Annotated in this window: 12 protein-coding genes and 1 riboswitch; of the genes, 7 read left to right on the plus strand and 5 right to left on the minus strand. The window is 51.1% G+C overall.

Annotated elements, in window-relative coordinates; translation table 11 throughout:
• The first annotated feature begins 266 nt into the window (after positions 1-266).
• Positions 267-1352 carry an AI-2E family transporter gene (locus AC1S52_RS31765; RefSeq protein ID WP_482033056.1) on the plus strand — a complete coding sequence of 362 codons (1086 nt, stop codon included), beginning with the start codon at positions 267-269 and terminating at the stop codon, positions 1350-1352.
• 362 nt (positions 1353-1714) lie between these two features.
• Here the strand turns inward: AC1S52_RS31765 and AC1S52_RS31770 are convergent, their stop codons facing one another.
• The 3 genes from AC1S52_RS31770 to AC1S52_RS31780 all read right to left on the minus strand — a co-directional run bounded on the left by AC1S52_RS31770 (position 1715) and on the right by AC1S52_RS31780 (position 6310).
• Entirely contained in the window at positions 1715-2536 is an 822-nt protein-coding gene (locus AC1S52_RS31770) for a SirB1 family protein (protein WP_482033057.1), read from the minus strand.
• Positions 2537-2593: 57 nt separating this feature from the next.
• Complete coding sequence (locus AC1S52_RS31775; RefSeq protein ID WP_482033058.1) at positions 2594-3157, minus strand: cyclic nucleotide-binding domain-containing protein; 564 nt, start codon at positions 3155-3157, stop codon at positions 2594-2596.
• A 429-nt stretch (positions 3158-3586) separates the two neighbouring features.
• Entirely contained in the window at positions 3587-6310 is a 2724-nt protein-coding gene (locus AC1S52_RS31780) for a toll/interleukin-1 receptor domain-containing protein (protein WP_482033059.1), read from the minus strand.
• 347 nt (positions 6311-6657) lie between these two features.
• Between AC1S52_RS31780 and AC1S52_RS31785 the strand changes: the two genes are divergently transcribed.
• The 4 genes from AC1S52_RS31785 (at position 6658) to AC1S52_RS31800 (ending at position 19841) form a co-directional block, all read left to right on the plus strand.
• Positions 6658-9390 carry a CHAT domain-containing protein gene (locus AC1S52_RS31785; protein WP_482033060.1) on the plus strand — a complete coding sequence of 911 codons (2733 nt, stop codon included), beginning with the start codon at positions 6658-6660 and terminating at the stop codon, positions 9388-9390.
• Positions 9391-9472: 82 nt separating this feature from the next.
• The gene (locus tag AC1S52_RS31790; RefSeq protein WP_482033061.1) at positions 9473-16591 is read left to right on the plus strand and encodes a two-partner secretion domain-containing protein; all 7119 of its coding nucleotides are present in this window, start codon (positions 9473-9475) and stop codon (positions 16589-16591) included.
• Positions 16592-16632: 41 nt separating this feature from the next.
• The gene (locus tag AC1S52_RS31795; protein ID WP_482033062.1) at positions 16633-18615 is read left to right on the plus strand and encodes a CHASE2 domain-containing protein; all 1983 of its coding nucleotides are present in this window, start codon (positions 16633-16635) and stop codon (positions 18613-18615) included.
• Positions 18616-19058: 443 nt separating this feature from the next.
• Positions 19059-19841 (plus strand): DUF928 domain-containing protein, encoded by a 783-nt coding sequence (locus AC1S52_RS31800; RefSeq protein ID WP_482033063.1) that lies wholly within the window; start codon positions 19059-19061, stop codon positions 19839-19841.
• A gap of 204 nt (positions 19842-20045) precedes the next feature.
• Here the strand turns inward: AC1S52_RS31800 and gifA are convergent, their stop codons facing one another.
• Together gifA and mutS are read right to left on the minus strand one after the other, a co-directional pair.
• Positions 20046-20489, minus strand: coding sequence for a glutamine synthetase inactivation factor IF7A (gene gifA, locus AC1S52_RS31805; protein WP_482033064.1), 444 nt, complete (start codon positions 20487-20489; stop codon positions 20046-20048).
• A gap of 33 nt (positions 20490-20522) precedes the next feature.
• Positions 20523-20626, minus strand: a riboswitch (Glutamine riboswitch).
• A 182-nt stretch (positions 20627-20808) separates the two neighbouring features.
• On the minus strand, positions 20809-23715 hold the full coding sequence (gene mutS, locus AC1S52_RS31810; RefSeq protein ID WP_482033065.1) for a DNA mismatch repair protein MutS: 2907 nt from the start codon (positions 23713-23715) through the stop codon (positions 20809-20811).
• A gap of 274 nt (positions 23716-23989) precedes the next feature.
• On the opposite strand from mutS, the gene AC1S52_RS31815 reads away from it, so the two are divergent.
• Both AC1S52_RS31815 and AC1S52_RS31820 read left to right on the plus strand, forming a co-directional pair.
• Positions 23990-24235: a UPF0175 family protein gene (locus tag AC1S52_RS31815; RefSeq protein ID WP_482033066.1), complete on the plus strand. Its 246-nt coding sequence runs from the start codon at positions 23990-23992 to the stop codon at positions 24233-24235.
• Positions 24232-24720 (plus strand): PIN domain-containing protein, encoded by a 489-nt coding sequence (locus AC1S52_RS31820; RefSeq protein ID WP_482033067.1) that lies wholly within the window; start codon positions 24232-24234, stop codon positions 24718-24720. The genes AC1S52_RS31815 and AC1S52_RS31820 overlap by 4 nt, the downstream gene beginning before the upstream one ends.
• The last annotated feature ends 309 nt before the right edge of the window (positions 24721-25029 follow it).

The following is a 25029-nucleotide window of genomic DNA, read 5'->3' on the forward strand; positions in this document are numbered from 1 at the left end:
ATGATTTGTTCTGCCTATATCCTTCACTTAAGACCTTCCTGTTGAAAGGATTTGGTCACAAGGTTTCCCTCCTGCCGTGCTATGGCAAAGGGAGCAATGGCGGGATCGTCAGGCTCACAACTAACTCAAAGGCATCTTATACCAATTCTCTTTGAAGCTGCACAGAAGAATGTCTGGTAAACAAGGGGCTTAAGCCCTTTGTTAAGTGCAAACTCATGTTGAACTGGTATTAAGCGTTATATCAACTTACCGTTCTACAAACTCCTATGCAAAAGCCTGGTTCCAATGACTTCTGGCGATGGCTAAACAATTCTGCCCTTATTCGCTTTTTGCTTTTGTTTGCCTGTGGTTGGGTGATTGTGCAACTGATCAGCTATTTTTACGAGATTATTGCCATGTTTACGACAGCGGCAATTCTGGCGGTGCTGATGAATTATCCAGTGCGGTATCTAACAAGGTACTTACCACGGGGAGTCGCTATCACCCTGGTGGTGCTAGGCAGTATCGCGATCGCGCTGTCATTTATCACAGTGCTAGGCTATCAAATTCTGATCCAGGGTAGCAGTCTACTGCAAAGCCTGAATACCGCAATTCAAACCAGTAATCTACCGTTTAGTCAGTATTTGAAACAGATCAATATAGGGCAAATTACCGAAGTCCTACGCTCTAGTCTTAGTACCGGATTAGGTTTGGTCAGTGGCTTATTTTCTAATACCTTTACGGCTATTTTCTTGCTGGTAATTGCTACGTATATGTTGATCGATGGTGAAAATATTTGGGCTGCCTGCCTCAAACTTTTACCCAATGATACGCGCGATCGCCGTGGTGAAAACCTGCGCGATCGCATTGATCGCAGTGTGAAAAAAAACTTCTTGGGCTTTCTGCAAGCACAGATTATACTAATTGTTTTTCTCTCAACTGCCAGTTTTTTGGTATTTATCCTCTTAGGCGTTCAGTTTTCCCTGATTTTGGCAGTGGTGGTGGGTGTACTGGATGCAATACCCGGAATTGGTGCTACTCTAGGCGTGATTATTATCACCGTAATAGTGCTTGTAACTCAAGGGCACTGGATGGCTTTAAAGGTGATAGTCGCTTCCCTGATTCTGCAACAAATTCAAGATAATTATGTACATCCCAGGGTGATGGGCAAAGCTTTAGAAATTAACCCGGTGCTGCTATTTTTTGCCCTATTTCTAGGACAAAGAGTTGCTGGGTTGTTAGGAGTGTTTTTAGCAATTCCCATTACTGGCATGGTTGTTAGCTGGTGGAAAGAGGAGAATACGACAACAGAAGTATTGCTCCAAGAAGAAGCGGATAGAAGTCTTCTAGCCCAAAATGAACCAGGCGAGTAAGCCGGACCTTGCTGGTTTCCTTTTTTTGACGTTGCTGATTTTGGGTATGAATTGAGAGTTGTATGAATTGAAACTTCGTTCCAATTCATACTGCTATTCAGCACCACCCCTTTTTTGAAGAAGTGTATACCTTGTCTACGACATCTAATCATGCGTTGTGCGACTTGGCTGAAATGCCTGCAAGAACTGCCCAGTCTTCGGGAAACAAGCTACGCCCTAGCCCTCTCCCGATGAGAGAGGGAACAGAAAATGCCTGAAAGCCCTTCCCCTGGGGGAGAAGGGTGTGGGGATGGCAAACTAGTTGCACTCCCGTTAATGGGTGGTAGGAATCCGGTGGCTGTTAACTTCAAAACTCGCAACCCTCAGCGCTGGCTAATTTGTTTGAGTAGTTCTCGAACGGCTGGGGCATCCTGGGCGGTAGGCATTAGGGTCAGGTATTCTTCGAGATCCTGGCGAGCTTCGGTGGGGCGGTTGAGGTGATAGTAAAGAATGCCGCGATCGCGGAGTTCGATCGCAGCTTGGGGAAATAACAGCAAAATTCGCTCAATCGCTGCCAGGGTTTTTTCAAATTCTCGACGGTCCAGGTAAATAAATTTCAGATTGGTCAGCATTCTTGCCAGAAAATGGCTGGGACTCACGGATTGTAGAAAAGCTGGCTGTAGATCAATCGGCTGTCCAAAAAGCTGATTCAGCCGAGCTTTACAATCCTGGGAAAACAGAATTTCGCCTTGATGAAAGGGATCTACAAATATTTCCATCTCCTCCACATCGGGGCGAATCAGGAAATGACCGGGCATCCCAATCCCCACCATTGGGAAACCAATGCGTTGGGCGATCGCCAGGTAAACCAGCGATAGCGTAATGGGAATCCCCTTTCGCTGATCAATCACCTGATTTAGAAAGCTATTACAGGGATTGTAGTAATCCTCAGCATTGCCCCTAAAGCCCAAGTCTTCGTACAGATAGTGATTGATGGTTTGCACAATTCGGAGCGGGTAAGACTCCACTGGAAGCCGCTCTTCAACTTCTGCTGCCATAGTGTCCAGGGCATTGAGATACGCCTCTACATCTAGCTCTGGATATTCTTCCAGTGCCAGGTAAAGCGCTGCCCGCTCCAGACAAATTTGCTCATCCGGTTGATGGATTTCCTGGTAAAAAAACTGGCGAGCAACTGAAAATTCCATAGTCCAAACGTGAGGGAGGATCGCTAGGGAACTATGCCATGATGACACCGCCCAGGTTTAACGAGCACTCGTTAAACTGTTTAAGTCGTTCAGGCGTTCCAGTAGCCAGTCTAGCCTCAGCTTTGCTAATTCCAAGCTGCCGGTCACTTCTGGATTTAAGTTGGACTCTGAATCCACATCTTCGTTGAGTTGGCGGTAGCGGCTATAACCCAAGCGGCTGACGGTTCCTCGCAGGCGATCGGAAAGAAAGACTGCGATCGCCTGGTAGAAGTTGGCAGCAAAGGCACTGTCCTGGGAAAGCTTGGCGCGTAACTGGTTCCGAGAGATAGCCCAAAGCACCGTGTTTTCTACGGCTTTCACCGTTGCCGAAGGGGGGCGGGCATCAACAAAGGACATTTCACCGACAATTTCACCAGGGGAAAGGGTAGCAATTTCTTGCCCTTCCAGTGCCTCTGCTGAAACCGATAGTTTCCCTTCAAGGACAATGTAAAGGGCATCAATCGGTTGCCCTTCATGGATCAAAATAGTATCTGGCGAAATTGCTTTGCGTTTGCCTGCGGTGATAAACCAGTCAAAATCGCGATCGCTAAACTCAGCCAGGATATATAAGGCTCTTTTCATACCGTCCCTCGTTCAAAAATGATGTTCAAAAATGGTCCGTGTAGCAATGGTTCAATGAAATCAAGTGGAGTGAATGGAGAGCCAAGCAAAAACGACTATTAATCTCTTGCCAAACGATTCCGGCTAATCCGGAGAGTAAATTCTTTTACTTAATGGTTTCTTCCTGATGAGGAAGAATCAACTCCTCAACGACCGTAGGACTTATCCCCAATCAGGCTTGCTTTGGACAAAGGATGCTTCATTTTTGTACAGGCAATCCCGGTTGAGAGCCTTCCATTCAATCAAAAATTAATTGACAAAACATGACCCTATTGGGCGAATGGGAACGAGATGGATGATGGGAACGTGCGGTCACTCAATGCTACAGGTTCTTCTATTCTGACTTCTATTACTTAAAATGCCCTCTGTTCTGGGAGCCAATTGGAATGATCAAAGGTTCTGGCAAAGCTGGCGATCGCCTTCATCCACTTCTGGATTCTTCAAATAATCGTGTAACCAGCGACAGGCTTGGGACATCAACTGATCCAGAGTTCGGACCTGCCACAGACGGGCGGTTCTATCCACCGATGCCGTTACGATCCATTTTCCATCAGGGCTGAAGCCAGCACTCCAGACGGTGTCTTCGTGCCCCCGCAGGATAGCCACTTGCCTGCCTGCCAGATCCCATAGGCGGGCGGTGCGATCGACGGATGCTGTCACAATCTGGGTTCCGTCTGGGCTAAAGCTGGCACTATTAACCATCCCCTCATGACCAACCAACTCTAGCAGTTGTTTCCCCGCTCGATCCCACAGGCGAGCAGTATAGTCGCTGGATGCTGTGATAATGTGCATTCCATCTGGACTAAAACTGGCACTCCAAACTGCTTTTCCATGCCCTTTGAGGACTAAAAGTTGCTTCCCAGACAAATTCCAGAGGCGAGCAGTGCGATCATCCGATGCAGTAACAACAAATTTTCCATCAGGGCTGAATTGGGCACTGTTGACATTACCCTGGTGACCTTTAAGGATGGCGAGTTGCTTGCCAGAAAGATCCCATAGGCGAGCGGTTTTGTCTCCGGATGATGTCACGATTTGCTGACCATTCGGACTAACGTTGGCGCTAAACACCTTATCTTCATGTCCCCGCAACTCAGCCAGGGTTTCTCCAGACAAATTCCAGAGACGAGCGGTGTGATCATCCGATCCGCTAACAATTTTTGTGCCATCGGGGCTAAAGCTGGCACTGGAAACCTTATCTTTGTGCCCAGTCAGGATCACCAACGGTTGACCCAGCAAATCCCAAATGCGAACGGTTTTGTCATAGGAAGCTGTGAGAATTCGCTGTCCTTCTGGACTAAAACTGGCGCTAAAAATCCGATCCTCATGTCCTTTGATGGCATAGGTTAAATAGGGCATCTCCCACAGACGAGCCGTTTTATCGAGAGATGCCGTCACAATTTGCTCTCCATTCGGGCTGAAAAATGCGGTATTGACAGTATTGGAATGTCCGCGTAGTTTTTCTACCTCGACCCCTGATAGGTTCCAGACGCGAACGAGACCATCGTAGTCTGCTGTGACAATGCGATCGCCCATGGGACTGAAACTGGCACCATAGACCCCAACGGTACCCCTGAATACCACCAGTTGTTGACCTGAAAGATCCCACAGGCGAGCCGTTGTATCATCAGAGGCGGTCAAAAGCTGCTGACCATCCGGGCTAAAACTAACCGTGCTAACTCGCTCTTGATGTCCTTTAAACGTTTGGAGGGGATTCCCGGATAGATCCCACAGAGTTGCCGCATTTCCCGATGCCGTTGCAACTTTTTTCCCATCTGGACTGAAGACAGCGCTCCAGAATGGTTCCCCATCGTCTTTGAACTGAATCAATTCCCGTCCCTTGAGATCCCATAAACGGGCGGTTCCATCGTAGGAAGCAGAAATAATTTGGGTTCCATCTGGACTGAAACTGGCACTGTAAGCGGCTTCCTGATGACCTTTGAATACTGCCAATGGCTGACCCTTCAGGTTCCACAGCCGAACGGTGCCATCGTAAGATGCCGTCACAATTTGCTGCCCATTCGGGCTAAAACTGGCACTCAGGACTTCGCTGTCGTGTTTCAACGCTGCCAGTGGTTGACCCGCCAGATCCCACAACTTAGCCGTATGATCGTCTGAGGCAGTCACAATATACTTGCCATTCGGGCTAAAAGTAGCACCATTCACTCCATCCTGGTGCCCAATGAATCGATTTTTTTCGTGAATTCCATCCAGAATGGCTTGCAAGGTCTGGACCGGTCTGGCACTGGGATAGCTTTTCAGGGGTTGATTGGCTTGCGTTTGCTGTCTTAACGTTTGGGCGACTCGCATCGCCGCCTGAAGTCCGTCAATTTCACGAAACTTAAACTGATTCAGCGCCCCCTCACTGCCACTCTCCAGTCGGTAGACCAGTTGCATTCGCTGAAATTCGCGGGCAGTCAGCAACCCGACGATCGCCGCTGTCACCAGCGTGCCCCCCAGAACAGTCGCCCCAATGCGGATCATGCGCCGTGCCTGTTGACCGGCAACCAACAGGATTTGATTCGCCTCTTCCACCTTACGGCTGAGGTCAATATACTCAACCTGTAAGGGCGTTGGCGCAGGTTGTTTAGCCGTTGACTGCTCTAACCATTGCTCGGCAGCCACCAGGTCGCTCCCCCGGAGCAAAAAGCTGTGATCCCGGTTTTGCTCTTCCCACTCGCTTGCCCGCACCAGTAGCCGGGTATGCGATCGCACATGCTGCAAATCGGTATTGATTGCCAGAATTAAGGCATTAAACGCTCGTTCAAAATCGTCTTCTTCCCGAAAAAACAGCCAGTTATGACGGCTTAGAGCAGGATGAACAGTGTGAATATCAAACCCCTCACGCCGCAGGATGGGAACCATTCGCTTGTTGTTCTGGGAGGCATACTCCACCTCCTGAGTACACACCTTAGAGGCGATCGAGTCTGGGCTAATCACAAACAGAAACGTATTCGCTGCCTGAATTCCTGCTTGAATTTCTTTCCACCAGTCTGCCGTGATAGGAATATCTTCCCAGTCTACCCAGGCATCGCAATGGCTCTGGTTTAATGCCTCGTGGAGTACCTGGACAAAGACTTTGTCCTTACGAGAGTAGGAAATAAACACTTCAGCCATAAAACACTTCTAGCAGATGCAACTATGTAGACCGCGGCATGAGATTGGTAGCCCTTTTTCAGATTTGCGTTTAGCACCCCTTACCCTGCCCTGCGGCAATGCTAAAGGCGAACACCCCTCCCGCTCCACCGACAAACCTTCTCATTAAAAAAAATTGAGTTTTATTCCGTTATTTACGTATATACCGCAATATCGAGTCAGGGAGTTCACTTACCCTGTTAAGTTCTTTAATGGAAGAATTATCCGTATTGTTACGAGGAGAACCTCCTTGACGGGTGATTTTTGTCCCAGAGGTGATTTTTGTCCCAGAGTAGGGTTGAGCAGTGGAATCAGGGCATGGAACTAAAATGACCCATCTTCAGCGGCAGTGGCTGCGTTCCAGCTTGTTATTTTGCTTTGGGTTGCTGATCTGCTGGCTGACTCACGGGCTATCCTCATCGACTTTGAGTCTCAAGGTGGCGGCTGAGTCTCCACCTCTGAGTCAAGCGGTGCGGCAGGGGGTTGAACATTATCAGGCTGGGGATTTTGCTAAGGCGATCGCCCACTGGCAGCAAGCCCTTGCCCAAACTAACGATGCCAGACAGCAGGGTGTAATTCATAACAACCTGGCGCAGGCATACCGCCAGATTGGGCAGCTAGACGAGGCAATTAAGCAATGGCAGCAGGCGGCTAAAAACTACCAGAAATTAGGGCAGGCAGGGCTGCAACCACTGGCACGGGTGTTGGTTGACCAGGCACAGGCTTACATTGAATTGGGGCAGAACCGGCAGGCGATCGCCCTCCTGTGCGGAGAAACCCAGAGTGTTACTGACTGCCAGCCATCTAGCGCCCTGGCAATTGCCCATCGGCAGTCCGATTCGCTTGGAGAAGCGCTGGCAGGGGTTGGACTGGCGGATGCCTACAGCTCTTTAGGGGAATACGAACTCGCTCTCAAGCTTTACCAGCACGGGATTCAACTTGCTCAATCGGTGAATGACCCCGACGGTTTAACCACGGCTTTCAACAACCTGGGCAATCTCCATGTCCAGTGGGCAGAGCGCCATCGCTTTCAGGCACGATCGGCTGCCCTGGAAGGAGAAACCACGGAAGCATCCCGTTTGAAAAAACTGGAGAACCAGAACCTGACCTCTGCTCGACAGGCGTATGAACAAAGCTGGCAATATAGCCAGTCGGTGGGACGGTTGGCACAGGCAACTGCGCTGTTCAATCTCAACCACTTTCTGGAACAATTCCTGGCATCGACGCAACGCGAACAAATTGCCAAAAATCGGCACCAGGTACTGAGTCTGCTTGCTCCAGAACCGGCTTCTCGTGCTAAAGCCTATGCTCTGATCAATCTGGCAAAGGGTATGCAGACGGTACCCACCAATAGTCAGGGTTTGCCCCAAAGTCAGGAACTCCTGAAACAAGCATTAACGATTGCCCAAACGATTGGCGATCGCCGTTCCGAATCCTTTGCCCTTGGCAGTATCGGGCAAATAGAGGAAGTGAATGGTCACGATGAAGCAGCGATGCGGTGGACCCGGCAGGCGCAGTTTGCAGCCCAAGAAATAAATGCCGCTGAAAGTCTTTACCTCTGGCAATGGCAGGCAGGACGCATCCTGAACACCCGCGACGACAAAGCCGGAGCAATTCAGTCCTACGAAGCGGCGATCGCCAGCCTCCAGCGCATTCGCAGCGATATCATGACCGCCAACCGTGACCTGCAATTCAACTTCCGCGACTCTGTAGAGCCAGTTTATCGGGAATTGATGGCGTTGTTGCTGGAGCGAGGGCAGAGGAAGGGAGATGGGGAGATGGGGAGATGGGGAGATGGGGAAGCTGACACGCTCACCGCCCACCGCTCACTGCCTACTTCTCATCTCCCACCCCAAAACTCAAAGCTCAAAACTCAAAACTCAAAACTTTCAACTCTCAACTCTCAACTCTCAACTCTCAACTCCGAACTCTCCCCCATTTCCCCCGAAAACCTGGAAAAAGCGTTGGATATTCTAGAGCGGTTGAAACTGGCGGAACTGCAAAATTACTTTGGAGATGAATGTGTCCAACTGGCACAAAGCCAATCTGGACAGAACAGTGTTCGCACCGATCAAACCGCAGCGGTGATTTACTCGGTGATTCTGAAAGATCACACGGAGATGATTTTGCGATCGCCCGGTAGGCATCAGTTAACCAGCTACCCTGTTTCTTTGACTCAGGAACAGATGCAGCAGGAGATTAACTTGCTCCGTAATCTGCTGGAAAAACGCACCACCGATGAATTCATTCCCCAGGTTCAGAAAATTTATGACTATCTGATTCGTCCCCTGGCAGCGGATCTGGCTGCCACTAGACCCAGAACCCTAGTGTTTGTCAATGATGGTGTGCTGCGGAATGTGCCCATGTCTGCGCTCTATGATGGCAATCAGTTTTTGATTGAGCAGTACGCGATCGCCACTGCCCCCAGCCTCAACCTCACCTCAGGCAACCCCTTAAACCGTAACCATTTACAGGCACTCACCGCAGGGCTTTCCATCGCCCGTCCCCCGTTCCCTGGTCTGGATAATGTGCCCGATGAGGCAGAGGGTGTTCGCAAAATTTTGGGAGGTACCAAATTACTCAATCAAGAATTCACCCTGGAAAATCTGGAAACCATGCTCAAAAGCCAGAGCTACCCGATTGTTCATCTGGCAACCCACGGTAAGTTTGGTGTCGATGCCGACAGTACCTTTCTGCTGGCGTATGACAACCGGATTCCCATCGACCAGATTGATACCCTGCTCCGCACCCGCCAGCGCAACAATCCAGTTGAACTGCTGACTCTGAGTGCCTGTCAAACCGCCAGCGGCGATGAGCGCACCGCCCTGGGGATCGCCGGAGTCGCCGTCCGTGCGGGGGTTGCCAGCGTCGTCGCCACCCTCTGGTACATCAATGACGAAGCCACCGTGCAGTTGATCAAAACCTTTTACGAACAACTGCGCAACCCTGCTTTATCCAGAGCCGAAGCATTAAAAAATGCCCAGGTTGCCATGATCAAAGACCTCGACTACAGCCATCCAGCCGTGTGGTCACCGTTTATTTTGGTGGGGAATTGGTTGTGAGGAGAGGGTTGTTAGTTGTTAGCGATTGACCGTTAGCCTTCTTTCTTCTTTCATTTTTTATTTCTCATCCTTCATCCTTGCCATGAACCGTCCCCTCCCCCTCCTCTACCTGACCGGCACCCTCTCCCTGGCTTGCCTGTGTTCTCCGGCGATCGCCCAAATTAATCCAGATACCACTCTAGGAACGGAAGGTTCGGTGGTGGTGCCGAATGTAATGATTCGGGGGGTGGTGAGCGATCGCATTGATGGCGGTGCGTTACGGGGTATCAACCTGTTTCATAGCTTCCTGGATTTTAATGTCGGTGCCGGACGCGGAGCCTATTTCAGTAATCCGGCAGGGGTGGAAAATATCCTCAGTCGAGTGACTGGGGGTAATCCATCCAATATTCTGGGCAGGTTGGGCGTGCTGGGAAATGCCAATCTGTTTTTGCTGAACCCGAATGGCATCCTGTTTGGTGCCAATGCCAGTCTGGATGTGAGCGGTTCGTTTGTGGCATCGACTGCCAGTGAAATTCGTCTAGGCGAAACGGGGCTTTATAGTGCCACGGAACCGCAGCGCAGTAACTTGCTGGCTGTGCAGCCGGATGCCCTGTTTTTGAATGCGCTGGCAAATCAACGGGGTGACATTCACAATCAGGGAAATCTGGCAGTTCCCCAGGAGCAGAGCCTGACCTTATTTGGCGGCACCGTCACCAGTACGGGCAGTTTGCAGGCAGCGGGGGGCACAGTGCAAATGTTGGGCGATCGCGTCGCTCTGCTGAACAATGCCCTGATTGATGTGTCCAGTGCACTGGGTGGCGGTACGGTTCGGATTGGCGGGGACTTTCAGGGGCAGGGGCCATTGCCAACGGCGACTGCTACCTACATCAGTCCCAATGCCACGATTCGTGCTGATGGTACCGGGGGTGCCCAGCCTTCCAATGGGGGACAAATTGCGGTCTGGTCGGATACTTCAACTCGGGTTTATGGCAGCCTCAGTGCCCGTGGTGCGGCAATGGGGGGAAATGGTGGGTTGATTGAAACCTCCAGTGCTGGATTTCTAGATGTCTTTGGAGCGAATGTTGATGCCTCTGCCAGCAATGGATTAGCTGGAACCTGGTTGCTGGATCCGCGAAATGTCATCATTAGCAACACAGTTCCTTCCAGCAACGGACTCTTTAGTGGCACCAATCCAGACATCTTTACGCCAACGGGAGATGATGCCGTTATTTCAACGGCGGATATCCTGGCTCGACTGGCAACAGGAACCAATGTCACCATCACCACGGCTCCTCCCTCTGGTGTGCCTGACACAGGTACCCAGGCAGGGAACATCACCCTGGCATCGCCCCTGGACTTTAACGGTATTGGTGCCAACCGAAGCCTCACCCTGAATGCTCAAAGCAACATTTTCATCAATGCTCCAATTGGGGATAGCAATCCGCTTACGCCTGACAGTCTCAATCTGGGATTGTTCGGTGATAGCGATAACACAGGGGTGGGGAGTGTGTTTATCAATGGGGCGATCGCCACAGGAGGTGGCAACCTGCAAGCCTATGGTGTCAGTCCTTCGGTTCAGGGCATTAGCATTGCTGCCCCCATTAGTACGGGCGGTGGCAGTATCACCATGACGGGTGGTACCGCTGGAAGCACAGCCGTCGCCAGTTGGGGCATTATTTCCTACTTTGTGGATATCAACTCGGGTGGAGGTGCGGTCAATCTCAACGGATTCCATGTCGGGGGTGGCACCAATGTGGGTGGTGTTGGTTTGCAAGGAAACTTGATCACTAACGGTGGTAGCGTTGCAATCAATGGTTTCAGCACCACCGGGTTTGGTATTGGTCACTTTAATGCTGGAGTCATCGACTCCGGAGGCGGCAGTATTACGTTTAATGGCACCAGCAATGGGGGAGATGGCATCACCGTAGACAGACCCATCAGTTCTGGTGTCGGTAGTATCAACTTCTCAGGCTTTTCCGACGGGGCAGGGGGTGCTGGTATCCGAATTGGTGGCAATGGTGGTTTAATCTCGTCCAGTGGTGCAATTACCCTCAATGGCACCAGTACTAACGCGAATGGGGCTGAAGGTGTGATTGCCGCTACACCCATTACTTCCAGTACGGGCAATATCGCTTTAAATGGGTTCAGTAATGGCAGTGTGGGGGTTAGAACCAGTTCCCTCAGTTCCAGTGGGGGAAGTATTTTCCTGAATGGGACGAGTAATGGTCCTGGAAATTTCTCTAGAGGTGTTGAAACCGTGGGCATTGTCGGTTCAGGCGGCGGAAATATCTTCGTTACTGGATTCAGCCTCAATGCAGAAGGAATTGTGAACTTCAACACAGTCACCTCTGGAGGAGGGGACATCTCCTTTGAGGGTGTCAGTGCTGGGACTGGTGGATTTGCGAGAGGCATCGCCACGGTTGGAGCGGTTATTTCTAACGGCGGAAATATTTTTTTCAGGGGAACGGGGGCTGAATATGGCATTGCCAGCTTTTTGAGTCCCATTAATGCGGGGGGAGGAGATTTTCAGTTAACTAGCAATGGACCTCTGGCTCTGTTCAATTCGGACTTGAGCAGAGATACACCTCCTGGTGGGCAACCGGGAGTGATTGCCATTACCGCCGATTCAATCTCACTCAATAACGTTCAAATCAGGGCAACTACTTCAGGAACCGAAGATGGCACATCGGTTGTGCTGAATGCGCGGCAGGGCAGCGTAAACATTGATGGCAGTAGCAGCATCACCACAACGGTTAATCCGGGTGCAGCCGGAAATGGAGGCAACATTTTCATTCAGGGTGGATCTATCACCAATTTAGGTTCACTTACCGCTGGAACCCAGGGAATTGGGGACAGTGGTCAAATCTTTCTCCAGGCAACAGGTCCAATAGGTTTATTGGGCACCATCAGTACCGGCGTTGCGGCAGGTGCAACGGGGAATGGAGGTCAGATTTCTGTTCAGGGAGGTTCCATCAATAGCAGTGGAACTCTGGAGGCAACGACCGCAGGAGCAGGCAGCGGTGGGACGATCGCACTCGTTTCGTCCGGTGCGATCAATATTGCAGGGAGTATCGCAACCACCACATTTTCTGTAAACCCATCTGGAACTGGTGGCAATATTTTGATTGATGGTGGTTCTATCACCAGTAATGCTCAACTCAATGCCAATACCTTTGGGGCAGCATCGGGAGGAGAGGTCAGTCTCTCGGCAACGGGGGAAGTCAATTTGCAGGGAAGTATTTCAACCGCGACCTTTTCTGATAGTCAATCGGGTATCGGTGGCAATATTTTGATTGAGGGTCGTTTCATCACCAGTAATGCTGACCTGGATGCCAATACCTTTGGTGCCGCAGCCGGAGGAGATGTTCGCCTCTTAGCAACTGGAGACGTCAATCTTGGTAGTGTAAGCATAATCAGCACGGAAGTTGACTCATTTGCGACTGGAGCAGGGGGCAGCATTTCTATTAGCGGGGATTCAGTGATTGCTCGTGGCGGAACGGTGAGTGCTGGCACGTCCAGTTCTTCAAAAGATGGAACGGGTGGGGATATTGACATTCGGACCCGCAACTTTAGTGTTTTAGACGGAGCCGTATTTACAACCACCACGAATGGCACTGCTGCGGGTGGTTCCATCCGGGTCGGTAGGGCGATCGCCAATGATGGCACCATCACAACCAACTCAGAAAAAGTTGACATCCTCAACGGTGGACAGTTAGTTGCAACCACTGTTGGGGGTGGCAATGCAGGGAGCATTGCGGTTGGGGCAAACGAGATTAATATTTCTGGCTCTGAGAGCGGGCTGTTTACCACTAGCAGCGGGAGTGGTAAAGCGGGGAATGTCAGTTTGCTGGGAGGACAGATCACACTGAGCGATCGCGCCCTGATTTCTGCCTCCCCTCAAGGGAGTGGACAAAGTGGAGACATTCAGTTTGATGTGGAATCCCTATCCCTCCAGGGGGGCGCCCGGGTTGAGACCAGTACCACCGGAAACACTAGGGCTGGAAGTATTACTGTTAACGCTACAAATGCAGTGACTCTGACAGGTCAAAATACCGGCTTATTTGCCAGTACCCAGGATCCCCCATCCAATACAACAACGGCGACTGAAACGGGTGAGGCAGGGCAACTACTGGAAACCGCTCAAGACCTCAGTCTTTCAGGAGCAGGGACGGCAACCAGTTTTTTGATTAGCGGCGCCCTTGCCGGTGGCAACGATGTCGATCTGTATCGAATCCTGTTGACTGGGAACGAACCCTTCTCAGCAACAACCCTGGGTGGAGCCAATTTTGACACCCAACTGTTTCTGTTTGATGGCAATGGCATTGGGGTCATTGCCAATGATGATAGCGAATTTACGTTGCAATCCGCTCTCAGACCTGACCTACTGGGAATTCCCACACCAGGGGGGACCTATTTTCTGGCGGTTTCCCAATTCAACAATGACCCTGTGAGTCAGGCTGGAACCATTTTTGATTTTGTCCAACAACCAGATGGCACTTTTGAGCAACTGCCCGTTGGACCAGGCGGAAGTTTACCTTTAAGTGGTTGGGATAACAGTGGGTTTGGCTCTGGTGGTGATTACACCATCGCTTTAACTGGGGCGGTACTACCGGCTGAACTGCAAAACAGTGACAGAGTGGCAGCCGGTGGTGGCAATATCACGATTAATACAGGCAATCTCACCATTACAGAGGGTGCCAGAGTCAGCTCCAGTAGCGAAGGACAGGGGCAGGCAGGTGGTTTAACAGTCAATGCTGTCCAGTCTGTTCTTTTAGACGGAGGTGGGCTGGTTGCCCAGGCAACAGGTAGTGGCAATGCCGGATTCCTGACCCTTAACACTGATACCCTGACCGCTCGCAATAATAGTCAAATTTCCGTATCTTCTGTAGATGGGCAAGGGGGGGATGTGGTCGTCAGAGCCACGACTTCAATTGCTCTGAATAATAGTCGCATCGAAGCAACGGCGATCGGACAGGGGGATGCTGGTTTACTCAGCATTTCAACTGGAAATTTGACAGCATCCAATAACAGCACAATCACAGCCTCTTCAGTTGATGGCAAAGGGGGAGACTTAACCATCACTTCCACTGCCATCAATTTAGACAACAGCCGAATTGAAGCTACCGCAACCGGACAGGGGAAAGCGGGATTACTCGATATCTTCACTGGAAACCTGAGTGCATCCAACAACAGTGCAATTTCAGCTTCTTCTAAAGATGGCGATGGTGGAGACTTAATCATTACCTCCACTGCCATCAATTTAGACAACAGCCGCATTGAAGCCACCGCCACCGGACAGGGGAAAGCCGGATCTTTACGGGTCGCGACTGGAAACCTGAGAGCATTCAATGGCAGCGCGATCGCCGCGTCCTCCGTCGATGGTGCGGGGGGAGGCTTAACGCTCAATTCCACTGCCATCAATTTAGACAACAGCCGCATTGAAGCCACCGCAACCGGACAAGGAAACGCTGGATTTCTCAATGTCTCTACCGGAATTCTGGATGCATCCAATAACAGCGCCATTTCAGCTTCTTCTAAAGATGGTGCGGGTGGGGACTTAACGATCAACTCCACTGCTATCAATTTGGACAACAGCCGGATCGAAGCCACCGCAACGGGATTGGGCAATTCCGGTCTGCTAGAGATTTTTACCAGAGATTTGACCCTGAACAACAACAGTGCCATTTCCGTCTCAACCCGGGAAGGCAAAGGGGGAGACAAAACGGGGGCAATTGGCATTGATATTAATAACCGCCGCTTTGTATTTGGCAATGTCGAGAACATTCCTTCCCTGTTCACCTTTGATACCAATCAAAGTGGCAACCTGCTGATTCAAGCCACCAACTCAGTCCGCCTTACAGGTAACAGCACCTTGCAGGCAACCGCAGAGGGCAATGGGGATGCGGGAAATTTAGCCGTTGTGACCCGCAGACTGGAAACTGATCGCTCCCAAATCAGCGTCAGCAGTGCAGGCAGCGGCAAAGCAGGGAATCTGATTGTGGTTGCCGATGGCATTACGTTGAACAACCGGAGTGAATTGCGGGCAGATACCAACGCTGGCAGTGGTGGCAGCATTACCGTTTATGTGGGACCACCCCTGCCCCTGACCGAAGGGCAAGTTTCGGCTCAGGCATTTTTCAAACAGGGACAGACCAATGCCAGCGGGAACACGATCGAGATCCGGGGGGGGAGTGTCATTTCCACTTCCACCGTCAGTGGTCAAGCCGGACGAGTGCAAATCCAGGGCAACAACCTAGTGATTGAAGACGATGCCTGGAACCGCAGACCCGATCTCGATCGCAGCCGTATTACCAGCATCAGCCAGGGTTCCGGTAGTGCTGGTGAAATTGATATCAAACTGAGTAATTTACTGGCCAGTAGTGGTGGGGTGATTGCCGCTTCCGCGGATAAGGGCGGCAGTGGTGGCAACATCGACATCACTGCCAAGTACATCTTTTTGACCAATAGCAGCCTGATTCAAACCAATGTGGCAGAAGGCAGAGGCGATGGTGGAAATATTCTGATTCAGGTCGGTAGCCAGTTTATTGCCCTGCGAGACAGCGACATTCTGGCAAATGCCATTGATGGCAACGGGGGCAATATCCGAATTCAACCCGCTCCCGGTATTGGCAGCATTGGCTTCATCGCCGACCTGTTTGCCCCTGTGCAGCGAAACCCAGGTTCTCTAGACCGGTTTCGCAATAATGGTCAGGTCAATATCAACGCTGAGTCCAACTTTGGCATCAGCGGCAATGTCGAAACGCCTGACTTCAGCTTTTTAGAAAACAGCCTGACCGAACTTGCCAACCAGCTAGCCAGTAGCGATCGCCTCGTCTCAGACCGTTGCATTGCTACCCGCAACCAGTCCCAGGGCAGTTTCGTCGTTACCGGCACGGGCGGACTGCCCCTATCGCCCTATGACAGCATCCGAGCCAGCTACCGCGCCACAGGCGTACAGAACTTAGACAGTGAAAAAGGAGAGAACCCAATACCCGCCGCCACCATTCAACCAGGCTGGAAAATGGGACAACCGATCCGGGAAGCCACTGGCATGACCGTCACCCCCGATGGCAGGATATTGTTGGGCACCACTGCCCAGCTTCAAGAAACCCAGGAAATCTGGAAATTCATCTGCAATCCCTCCTCCCGCACTTCCCATTCTGGTAGGTTAATGGCAACCCCCCCCGCCTTAAACCATCAGAAACTAACAACTAACAACTAACAACCAACTACTTTTTCCCCTCTCCCCCTCTCCCCCACCCCATGCCTCTCCCCTCCCCCCTCTCCAAAATCGCCCCCTGGAAGAAATTGGGGAAACAGATTTGGGATTGGCGTGGGCTGTGGATTACCGCCCCAATGGTTGCCGGATTTGTGATTACAGTTCGTTTTACGGGCTTGCTGCAATCCTTTGAATGGGCAGTACTGGATGAGTTCTTTCGTCGCCGTCCCGTAGAACCGACTGACTCCAAGATTCTGATTGTGGGCATTGGAGAGGGAGACATCCGCGCCTTACAACAATGGCCAATTGGAGATGGGGTGCTGGCACAGGCGTTAACCCAAATTAAGCAACATCAACCCACCGCCATTGGGCTAGACCTGTATCGGGATCTCCCTGTCGGCAAAGGATATGAAACTTTAACCCGGATATTTCAGTCAACCCCTAATCTAATTGGCATCGAAAAAGCGATCGGTAACAGTGACGACCCCCCGATCGCCCCGCCCCCCGTCTTAAAAAAACTAGACCAGGTCGCCTCCAATGACATCGTGCCCGATGCCGACGGCAAAATCCGTCGCGGTTTATTGATCTTAGAAACAGACAATGGTGAAGTCATGGAGAGTCTGGGGCTTAGACTTGCTCTCTTCCATCTCCATAAACACGGAATTGATCCCGATCCAGAGGCACCCTATCTCAAACTGGGACAAACCACCTTTGTCCCCTTTCGCGAAAATGATGGTGCCTATGTGCAAGCCGATGATGGGGGACAGCAGATTTTGTTGAACTACCGGGGACCCGCCCGCACCTTCCAGACCGTTTCTCTGTCAGATGTGCTGGCAGACAAGGTATCCCCAGATTTGATCCGCGATCGCATTGTCATCATTGGCGCGACCGCCTCCAGTTCCAACGACTTCTTCTATACCCCCTACAGCAGCGGTTGGACCAGTACCCCCGAACGCATGACAGGGGTCGAAATTCAGGCAAACATTGCCAGTCAGGTAATCCACTCCGCCCTGTTTGGGCGACCCTTGATCCAGGTCTGGCCAGAGCCACTGGAATGGCTATGGATTCTACTCTGGTCAGGGCTGGGGGCAACTGTGGGTTGGGTTGGTCGCAACACCCGCTGGACTCCTCTAATGATGTTGGTCGCCGTGGGTGCGTTGGGAACAGGCTCCTTTCTGGCATTTTTGCAGGGATGGTGGATCCCCGTGTTGCCCCCGGCAATGGGAATGGTGATTTCTATTGTTGCGATTACCCGTTACATTGCCGACGTAGAACGAAAAGACCGGCAAACCGTGATGAACCTGTTTGGGCGGCATGTCACCCCAGAAGTTGCTGATGCGATCTGGCGCGATCGCCACCAGATCCTCACAGAAGGACGTGTTCAGGGGCAACAAATCACCGCAACGGTCATGTTCACCGATATCAAAGACTTTTCCGGCATTGCCGAACACACTGAACCCAAAATCCTCATGGTCTGGTTAAACGAATACATGGAAGCGATGACCCAACTGGTTCTGGAGCATGGCGGCATTGTGGATAAATTCATTGGCGATTCCGTTATGGCAATCTTTGGGGTGCCGATTCCCAGCACGACAGAAGAGGCGATCGCCAAGGATGCCCAAGACGCAGTCAGATGTTCGATTGCAATGGCAACCCGGCTCGCCAGTTTGAATCAACAATGGCAGGCGCAAAACCGCCCAACCGCCAATATCCGAATTGGCATCTCCACAGGTACGGTCGTCATCGGTAGTCTGGGCAGTGCTCAAAGACTCGATTACACCACCATTGGCGATAGTGTGAACGTGGCATCCCGATTAGAAAGTTATGATAAATCCAGTGAGAATAGTCTTTGCCGGATATTAGTAAACGAGACCACCTATTTACTCAGTCAGGAATGCTGTCAGGCAGAACCGATTGGTAGTGTCACCCTGAGAGGACGCGAACAACCCGTCAAAGTCTATCAGGTTCTACTTCCCGCAGACCCAACAGACAAACGAGAGGAACCATTCGTCTCTAAAACGGATTGAAAATTTCCTGGATTCAAATCTAATCAGAAATAGCCCTCCAGTTGAGGACACTGTCTCCCCTTGCAAAAGCCCCATCCCCCCTCATCCCTTCCTCCACTCATCCACACGCCGTTGTGGGTTGCTCATCTAAAAAGCGCTGCCTAACCTCTCCCCCCTTACCACCTCACTCAAAATTCTCAACTCTCAACTCAAAACCCCCACCTCCCACTCCTCATATTTGAACTTGCTGTTAATTTGTATTCAGCCTAGATATAAACCCCTAAGACTATAGGAAAATTAATACAATTATCTGGAAATAGAATTTAGAGCTTGTAGTAGTAGTTAGTCAGCTATCAACTAATTTCCATAACTGTTTCAGGCATCTCCGCCTCATTGACCCTCCCTGGTACCGACTCGTACAATGCCTGCTCATACACTCCTTAATTCGTACCTAGAGAAAAGCCATGACTACCCCACGCCCCTTCCTGAAAGTTGTAACCGGAATCGCATCGGCTGTTTTAATCCAACAAATTGTTGGATTAAGTAACCCTCTGCCCAGTTTCAGTAACCTATTCAGTCGCGTAGGACTGGGTTCCTCTGCTCTAGCGGCTCCCCGATATACACCTCGAACGAACAATGGTAAGGCTCCGAAGCGAACGGTCGGCACAGGGTCACGCGGATGTGTTGAGTTAGGCAGTACTCCAACGGGGACATTGTCACTGCTCGCACCCAATGAACAGATTGGCTATACCGCAGCCAGTCATCCAACGTTTTTCTGGCACCTTTCCAGTGTCGTTGCAGTTCCAGTAGTGTTCTCACTCGTCGAGACGGGAAATCCTGTAGCTATTTTTGAGCAAGAAATTTCAGAGCCTAAAGCAGGCATCATGAAAATTGAATTGCCTAAAGATAAGCCAGGATTAGAGCCAGGTAAAACCTACCGCTGGAATGTAGCACTGGTTTGCAATCCCCAGCGCCGCTCGGCAGACGTGATTGCTCAGGCAAACATCCAACGAGAGCCGGTCTCTGCGGCTATGGCAAAGCAGCTTGCAGCAATCTCGACAAAAATTGAAAAAGCTGAGATCTACGCGGCTCAAGGGTTTTGGTATGATGCCATGAGTCTTTTGTCCGTAACCGATTCCGATCCCCTTCAGTCAACCATCTGGCAAGATCGCCTTTCGCTCCTGGAGCAAGTGGGTCTGTCAAATGTCGTTGAGCAAGAACAACAACGCTTGCAGTCCAATCGGTAAATTAGGTGGTGCTGAATAGCAGTATGAATTGAAGACTTTCAATTCATACTGCTCTCGATTCATACCCAAAATCAGCAACGCCGTAAATTAAGCTGTCGATAAATGAGCATTTCGGTTGAACGTTGCCTACAAACAACTCAGGGGAAGCCAGAAATGGCTTCCCCTCAAGTAACTAGCAACTATCCATTAGCAACCAACCAGTCTTTAGCTAAGAGCGGTATGGCTACGGTCATAGGTCATCCAAAAGCTGGGATGAACTTTCCCTTGAATGTGGTTCCAGTAGCTAGCCAGATTAGCTTTTAATCCCACTTCAGAAGCAGAACGGCTCAACATCGACTGCTGACGGTTTTTCACAGCCCGATGGTGGTTCATTGTCAGGAACCGGGCTTGCTGGTCAACAGAAACTGCGGGTGCCGGAACAAATACCGGAGCAGGATTCGCCGCTTCAACGGGGGTAGTAGATGCTACGGGAGCACCAGGCTGAGAGCCGTACATCGCTCCACGATACTTGAGAATTGCATTCAGGCTTTCAGACCTGGCTACCTGATGTAAGCGATAGTTTGCACCACGATACCGAACATCAACGGCAGGAACAGCCGCAGGTTGGTTATTGGATTCGTATTGAACGCCGCGATAAGAGAGTTTCATGATTCGCCTCCTAAATAATCTTTTGCGATTTGAGGCGCGTTCCTTCGGGATGACTCCCTACTTCCGTCTTCTCAAACATCTGTCCCCTCACCCAATTAATTAGAAACCTGGCTTGAGAGAACGAGAAGATGAACGATTCGTTTCTGTATCTATTTTTACAGAATTAAGCCCTAAATCGTCAAGTTTTACAAAAGTTTATATTTGCGAGGTGGATAATGGGTCAGGGGTAATCGGGATTAGGGTAGCGGGTCGCGGTTTTGAGTTTTAAGTTGTACTGGCACCTGGCACCTAACACCTGACACCTCTCTTAGCCCCCTTCCTATCCACCAAAAATATCTAACTGCTCTACCGGCTGTTCAGATGCCTTCGCATAGGTCTTGCCATTTTTTTCGTGGGCTGAGTTGCCGTTGTGGCTTCCCTTGCGTAAACCGACTGCGATCTTGCTGTGCTTTTCAATCTGGGTCATAACTTGTTTTGCCCGCTGGATAACGGAGCTTGGCAACCCGGCTAAACGTCCTGCCTCAATGCCGTAGGAGCGGTCTGCACCTCCAGGTTGAACTTTGTGGAGAAACACGATCTGATCAGGCAGTTCCTTCACCGTCACCTGGTAGTTTGCGACATTGGGCAGGATAGATGCCAGCTCGTTGAGTTCGTGGTAGTGGGTGGCAAAGATGGTGCGGGCGCAGATTTCGGATGCCAGGTGTTCTGCGACTGCCCAGGCAATCGACAAACCATCAAAGGTGGCGGTGCCGCGACCAATTTCATCCAGCAGCACGAGCGATCGCCCCGTGGCATGGTTCAAGATATTTGCTGTTTCATTCATCTCCACCATAAAGGTGGACTGCCCTGTCGCCAGGTCATCTACCGCACCGACGCGGGTAAAGATGCGATCGCAAATTCCCAACTTCGCTCTGTGTGCTGGGACAAAACTGCCCACCTGCGCCATCAATTGAATTAGCCCGACCTGCCGCAGGTAACAGCTTTTGCCGCTGGCGTTGGGTCCGGTGAGGATGATCAAGTCGGGTGAGGGGTGAGGGGAAAGGGGAGAGTTGTTAGTTGTTGGTTGTTGGTTGTTAGTGGGTAGTAGTGGGAATGCCGTGTTTCCTGGTGCTTCCCCTGCCTCCTCCGCGCTTCTGTCCCCCTGCTCCTCCGCTCCTCCGCTCCTCTGCGCCTCTGCCTCCCCATCTCCCCGTCTCCCCATCTCCGTCGAATTGGGCACGAAAAACCCGGCAGGAAGGGATTGCTCCACGACGGGATGCCGCCCTTCTAGCAGGGTAATTTCGCGGGTGTTAATCATTTCAGGACGGCAGTAGCCTTGGAGGGTAGCCACTTCTGCTAAACCGCAGAGGACATCGGCGGCGGCGACGGAGCGGGCAATGTTGCGGATTTCTTCAGCGTGGGTGCCCACTTGCGATCGCAGATCTGAAAAGATCTCATATTCCAGTCGATTCAGATCTTCCCGCGCATGTAAAATTCGGCTTTCCCGGTCTTTCAGCTCGATCGTGATGTAGCGTTCTTCGTTGGTCAGGGTTTGTTTGCGGTCATACTCCTGGGGTACCTGATCGGCTTTGGCGCGGGAGATGCTGATGTAGTAGCCAAAGGTTTTGCTATAGCCAACTTTTAAGGTTTGGATACCTGTGCGTTCCCGTTCGAGCGCTTCCAGGTTTTTAATCCAGTTCTGGTCGGCATCTACCTGCTGCCGCAGGCTATCCAGTTGCAGGTTGACTCCAGGGCGGATCAGGTTGCCTTCGGTGAGATAGAGGGGCGGTGAATCTACCAGATTTGCTCTCAGGGTCTGTCCCAGTTCGTCTAAAACCGGGGGCACTTCCTGTAAATCTTTCAGATAGCGAGAGTTGGCAGAATCAACCAGACAGGACAATTCAGGTAATTTTTCCAGGGAATCTGCCAGGGCAACCAGGTCGCGGGCATTGGCAGTACCGGAACCTGCCCGTCCGGCTAATCGTTCCAGGTCATAAATTTGCTTTAGCAGGCGTTGCAGGTTTTGGCGCAGGGAGCCGTTTTCGACGAGTTCCTGAATGCTGTCCTGGCGATCGCGAATCTGCTGCACCTTTAGTAAGGGCTGCAACAGCCAACGCCGCAATGCCCGACTTCCCATTGCCGTAGTGGTGCGATCCAGTGCCCACAGAAGCGACCCATGATAGGTGCCATCCCGTGCTGTTTGAGTAATTTCCAGGTTGCGGCGAGTCTGGTGGTCAATCACCAAAAACTCAGACAGGGTATAGGTACAGAGTGGTTGCAACGGCACCTGCTGCAACGAAGCCCGAGAAAGCGCCAATGGATTTTTCCTCGGCTTCCCCTGTTCTCCCAGTTTCTCCTGCTCCCCTACCTTCCGCTCCGAGGTTGTTTCCAGATATTCCAGCAACCCTCCGGCGGCTCTCACTGCCAGCGGTAGATGCTCACAGCCCATGCCTTCCAGCGATCGCAGTTTAAACCGATGCAGCAGTCGATACCGCGCTTCTGACACCACAAATGGAGCTTGCGAACGGAGGGTATAGCAAAACTGGGATGGCATGCAGGCAGGCAGTTGGTCTGACTTTTCCCCTGGTCGCAACAGGCTGACCAGATCGAGGGCATCGGTGGGCACCAGCACTTCCGATGGCTGGAGTCGCATCAACTCCTGAGTCAGTTGTTCCAGATTTTCCGATTGAGTTGTGAGAAATTCTCCGGTTGAGATGTCGGCATAGGCAAGCCCCCAGTGGCTTCCGGCTATGACAACGGCTGCCAGAAAGTTATTGCGACGGGCATTCAACATCCCCTCTTCCATCACGGTTCCGGGGGTAATGATGCGGGTGATTTCGCGCTGTACCAGTCGCCCTTGGGCTTCGGCGGCATCCTCCACCTGGTCACAAACGGCAACCGCATATCCCCGCTCGACCAGCAAGGCACAGTAGCGATCGAGGGCGTGGTGAGGAATCCCTGCCAGCGGCACCTGCCCCACCTCTTCCCCGGCATGTTTGGCTGTCAGAACGATTTCCAGTTCCCGCGAAATGGTGATCGCATCCTGAAAGAACGTTTCAAAAAAGTCCCCAATCCGGTATAGCAGCAACGCATGGGGGTGCTGGTCTTTTAGCTCCGCATAGTGCCGCATCATGGGAGTCAGCGCTGCCCGGTTGACTTCGCGATGGTCAGCGTAGCGCACTTTATGTTTAACCAGCCGTTCTGGTAGCCCACTGGTAGGGTTGTCAGCCGATGCAGAGTCCGTCATGAACTGGGGTTCCATTCACAGTAAGAGGTTCCATTCACAGTACATAGACTCTACCGCAAGCGATCGCGATTCGGTGAAGGAGTACACCCTGTTTTAAGAAGCCAATTTTCCAGGCTAATCCCCAGGCTAACTTTTCAGTACAAAAATCAGGACAGGAATTTTGACTGGGAAGCTTTTGCTGCGATCGCTCATTTTAGTAAGATGCATCTCGTTAAGGTGGAGGCTATTCGGGCTAAATCCCTTTAGGATAGATTCAAACGCTGGCAGAGAACTTATGAGCCTGGTGATTTCAGACGAGGTACTTCAAGCCGCAAAGATGACTGAAAATGAGTTGATGCGGGAAATCGCTATCCTGCTCTTTCAGCAGGAGCGGATCACGCTAGGCAGAGCCAGCAAAATAGCGGGAATGAACCAGATTGAGTTTCAAAAATTACTTGCCAGTCGCAATATCTGCATTCATTACGATGTTGCCGAATTTGAGGCTGACTTAAAGAGTCTGAAAGAAAATAATTGGCGATGATTGTTGTTAGCGATACATCGCCTATCAGTAACCTGGTGATAATTGGGGATCTGGGGCTGTTGAAGCTGCTCTACAACAAAGTCGTTATCCCTCCTGCGGTCTATCAAGAGTTGTTGAAGCTAGAAAGCTTTGGGATTGAGGTCATCAATCTGCTAACGGTGGAATGGATTGAGATTTGTCCCATTGCAGATTATGGGTTGGTAGAGCGCCTACAGTTGGAGCTTGATACAGGTGAAGCAGAGGCGATCGCCCTTGCCATTGAATTGAATGCTGATCGCTTATTGATTGATGAGCGTTTAGGCAGAAGCGTAGCAGAACGGTATGGAATCAAAATTACCGGACTGTTAGGTGGTGTACTAGTTGCTGCCAAAATGACAGGGGTAATTCCATCGGTCAAACCTCTTCTGGATAGCTTAATCGAACAGGCAGGTTTTCGGGTCAGCCAGGACTTGTACTCGCGCACATTACGGGATGTGAATGAATAGGCTGTATTTTGAGAGCGCGATCGCCAGCAACTGATGGAAGGATTTTAGAAAGTACCTGATGGATAGTTTGGCAGCTAAGATCCCCGGCATCTCCTTGATCTGCATGGGATTGGCTAAAGTGAACCTCACAGATGCCGGGGATCTGGAAGTTGTCGTACACCATGTAAAGCCCTTTTCTGAAAAGAGAAAATTCCGTGCTGAACTGTGAAAGCAGAACAAGAAGGTAGTGATGGGACTCTCAGGAGTCAAAGCTGTTGTATCAACTAAAATCATTTTAGGTTTTCCATCAACAGTGTACACTTGAGTCCT

Source organism: Kovacikia sp. CALU 1929 (assembly GCF_056784235.1).